A 3,483-nucleotide genomic window follows, 5' to 3' on the forward strand; every position below is an offset into this window, starting at 1 on the left:
GTCTGCAGGAGTACTTCATGCCCCATTCCTTCTTCCGTCTGGCAGCCATGGCCGGTGCCGGCCTCGCCTGCGCCGCGGCACTCGCGCAAACCACCGTGACGGTCGCGCAGCCGGCGGACATCCGTTCCACCAATCCCGGCGTCAATCGCGACAACACCACCGACGGCATCGTGCTCAACATGGTCGAAGGGCTCGTGGGCTACCGGCAGGACGGCAGCGTGGGACCGCTGCTCGCGCAATCGGTCGACGTCTCCAAGGATGGGCTGACCTACACTTTCAAGCTGCGCAAGGGCGTCAAGTTCCACAACGACGCGCCGCTCACCTCGGCCGAAGTCGCCTGGAGCTGGAAGCGCTACATGGACCCGAAGACCGACTGGCGCTGCCTCAGCGAGTACGACGGGCGCAACGGCCTCAAGGTGGTGGACGCCGCAACGCCCGACGACGCCACCTTCGTGCTGAAGATCAACCGTCCCTCGGCCGTGTTCCTCGATACGCTGGCGCGCTCCGACTGCGGCATGACGGCCATCCTGCATCCGAGCTCGGTCAAGCCCGACGGCAGCTGGGACAAGCCCGTGGGAACCGGCCCGTTCAAGTTCGGCGAATGGAAGCGCGGCGAGTACGTCACGGTGACCGCGTTCAAGGGCTACACCTCGTCGCCGGGCGCCACCAAGGCCGATGGCTACGTGGGCCTGAAGGCGCCGCTCGTGGACACGGTGCGCTTCCTGGTTGTGCCCGACGCGGCCACCGCCGCGGCCGGCCTCAAGTCCGGAGCCATCGACGCCGGCCAGATCACATCGAGCGATGCGCAGGAGCTCAAGGCCGATCGCAACCTCGTCGTGCAGGCACCCACCGAGGCGGTGAAGAACACGCTGCTCTTCCAGACGCGCGATCCGCTGCTGAAGAACGTGAAGCTGCGTCAGGCGATCGCGGCCTCGCTCGACATGGAGCAGATCGTCGCGGCCGCATCCGAAGGCCTGGGTTCGGTCAACAACTCGGCGATTCACAAGGGCTCGGCCTTTTACGGCGCGGCCGAAAAGAAGGGCTTCCATTACGACCCCGCCCTGGCCGCGAAGCTGCTGCGCGAGGCCGGCTACAAGAACGAGAAGATCACCATCCAGACCAACAAGCGCGCCCATGTGCCGAGCTACACCGTGGCGGTGCTGGCGCAGGCGATGATGCAATCGGTGGGGATCAACGCGCAGATCGAAGTGCTGGAATGGGCCACGCAGCTCGACCGGTACAACAGCGGGAACTACCAGATGAGCTCGTTCAGCTATTCGTCACGGCTCGATCCCGCGCTGAGCTACGAGCAGTTCTCCGGGCCGAAGGACAAGCAGGCGCGCAAGGTGTGGGAAGACCCGCAGGCGCTGAAGCTGCTCGACGAGAGCTTCACCGAGACCGACCGGGCAAAGCGCCAGGCGCTGTTCGACCAGCTCCACGCATTGATGATCCAGCAGGTCCCGATGATCATGCTGTTCAACGGCATCGACGCCTGGGGCGTGCGCAAGCGCCTCGCCGGGTTTTCGGTATGGGAAGGCAAGCCGCGGCTGTGGGGGGTGTCGGCCGCGGCCAAGGCGGGCTGAAGCAAGACCTTCGTYGGGGCGGCCCGACGAACTGCTTGGAGCCGCTGCACGCACGACCAACGAACGGGCCCGCAGCCTGATGGCCTCGAGCAAATCGCCAGCCCTGTTCTTCTGACTTCCAATCGGATTTTCCCGTGTCCAAGGCACATCGGCAGACTTCACGCGCGCCGCATCTCTCGCCGTCCTTCCGATCGGCTCGGACGGCATCGCCCATGCGCGGCGCGGAGGCGATCTGGAGATCCTACCTGGCCAGGCAGGACGCGAACTCTCTCGGCATCCGCTGCCCGTCGAGCAATGTCGTTGACCTGCTCGGCGGCGCCGAAACGGACCCGTGCCTTCACATGGTCGACCGCTCCCGCAGCGCCATGACCCAGGGCCCGCACCGGCTGGCCCGAGGGCGTACGCACTTCGACTGCCCGAAGGGCCGCGTCGGCAGAAAGGGCGCAACGTACTTTGCGCGGCGGTCGTATGGAGCACGCTGTACCTGCAGGCCTGGCCGACCGCGACGGCTCCGCGGAAATACTTCACGCATCTCGGCCTCTGCTCGCGGGAGCTGTGTGACTGCGTAACAACACTCTCGCAAATGATGTACTCCTAGGTCGCCGAAATGCCAAAAAGTTCTCATAACCCTCTCGAAGTGGCATTGTTACACTTGTTAAGATTTGAGCATGATTTCAATTTGTCAATTAACACCATTTTGGTGCAGAGCAGTGCGATGCGGGGGCGAAGTTAGCGAAAGCCTTCGTGTTCGTCGACAAAAAGAATGACGGAATTCTGGCTTGAGAATAAAAACAGTGCGCCGTTTCCACGGCGACAATGCCAGAACGCGGGCCAAATAAATAAATAGATTGCCTGCGAGATTGGATGAGTGCCGAGCAGATATGGAGGCACTTCGGTGGTGGAGACAAATCAGGGTGATTGCGTGATCGACAGCATGCGGGAAAAGAATTCCGCGCTGCACGACGCGATTGCTTGCCTGCAGATCTCCGTTCACAGAAGCGCTTTTTATCGAGCTGAAACGCCGCCATTCCAGAGGAGAAGCTGGAAAGCGCAGGCGTTCCGCTCAGGTTCGGAAAATCATGGATTTATTGATGTCGGATGTGCGGCTGTTCGTGAAAGCCGTCGAAGTGGGAGGGTTGACGCAAGCGGCCGACGCACTGAGCGTGCCCAAGGCATCCGCGTCCCGGCAGCTCAAGAGGCTGGAGGCCTTGGTCGGCCACACGCTCCTGCACCGGGGGGCAGGTCGTTTCGGTCTCACCGGGGAAGGGCGCGAGTTCCTTTCCACGGCGAAGGAAGTTCTGGAGGCAGTGAACCAGGCGCTCTCGCGGCTCTCCGACACCAACGAAGCCCTGACAGGCCAACTGCGGATCTCGGTTCCCGGCTATCTCGGCCGCGAACTGCTCTCCTCGCACCTGTCGGGCTTCATGGCCGCGCATCCCCTGCTCAAACTCACTGTCGACGTGAACTCCGGTCGCGTGGATCTGTTTCGTGAAGATGCCGACGTGGCCATCCGGGTGGGGCTCGAAGGCTGCGAAGATCTCGTCGCGAGACGCATCAAGAGGCAGATCCTTGTCCTGTGCGCCGCACCCTGGTATCTCGAGCGCCATCCGGCGATCGAGAAGGTCGACGATCTCGCGGGACACTTTTTTCTGACCTGTGGTCCGGAGCGGCAGGCGATGGAAATGGTCGTTCCAGGCCTTGACCGGGAGCACATCGTCAGGGCCGCGCGCGTATTCCGGGCCAACGATCCGGAATTGCTGCTGAGACTCGCCTGCTCGGCCGGCGGGATCGCCTTGGTCCCTCTTCTTTGTGCCAAAGCCGAGATTCAGGGCGGCTCTTTGGTCGCAGTCCTTCCGTCGTTCGAGCTGATGCCGGAAGAATTGAATCTGACGTATTTGCC

General features: G+C 62.8%; 2 protein-coding genes. Both read left to right on the forward strand.

Features of this window, described 5'->3' with window-relative positions; genetic code table 11:
• The first annotated feature begins 17 nt into the window (after positions 1-17).
• On the forward strand, positions 18-1,583 hold the full coding sequence (locus AC1DOC_RS24950; RefSeq protein ID WP_015865980.1) for an ABC transporter substrate-binding protein: 1,566 nt from the start codon (positions 18-20) through the stop codon (positions 1,581-1,583).
• A gap of 1,079 nt (positions 1,584-2,662) precedes the next feature.
• The coding region (locus AC1DOC_RS24955) for a LysR family transcriptional regulator (RefSeq protein WP_478130705.1) at positions 2,663-3,483 on the forward strand (821 nt) is incomplete at its 3' end.

Source organism: Variovorax sp. 01T439_2 (assembly GCF_056398445.1).

Coding starts and splice junctions, on each gene's coding strand:
- AC1DOC_RS24950 (WP_015865980.1), top strand. CDS start 18: ATGCCCCATTCCTTCTTCCGTCTGGCAGCCATGGCCGGTGCCGGCCTC.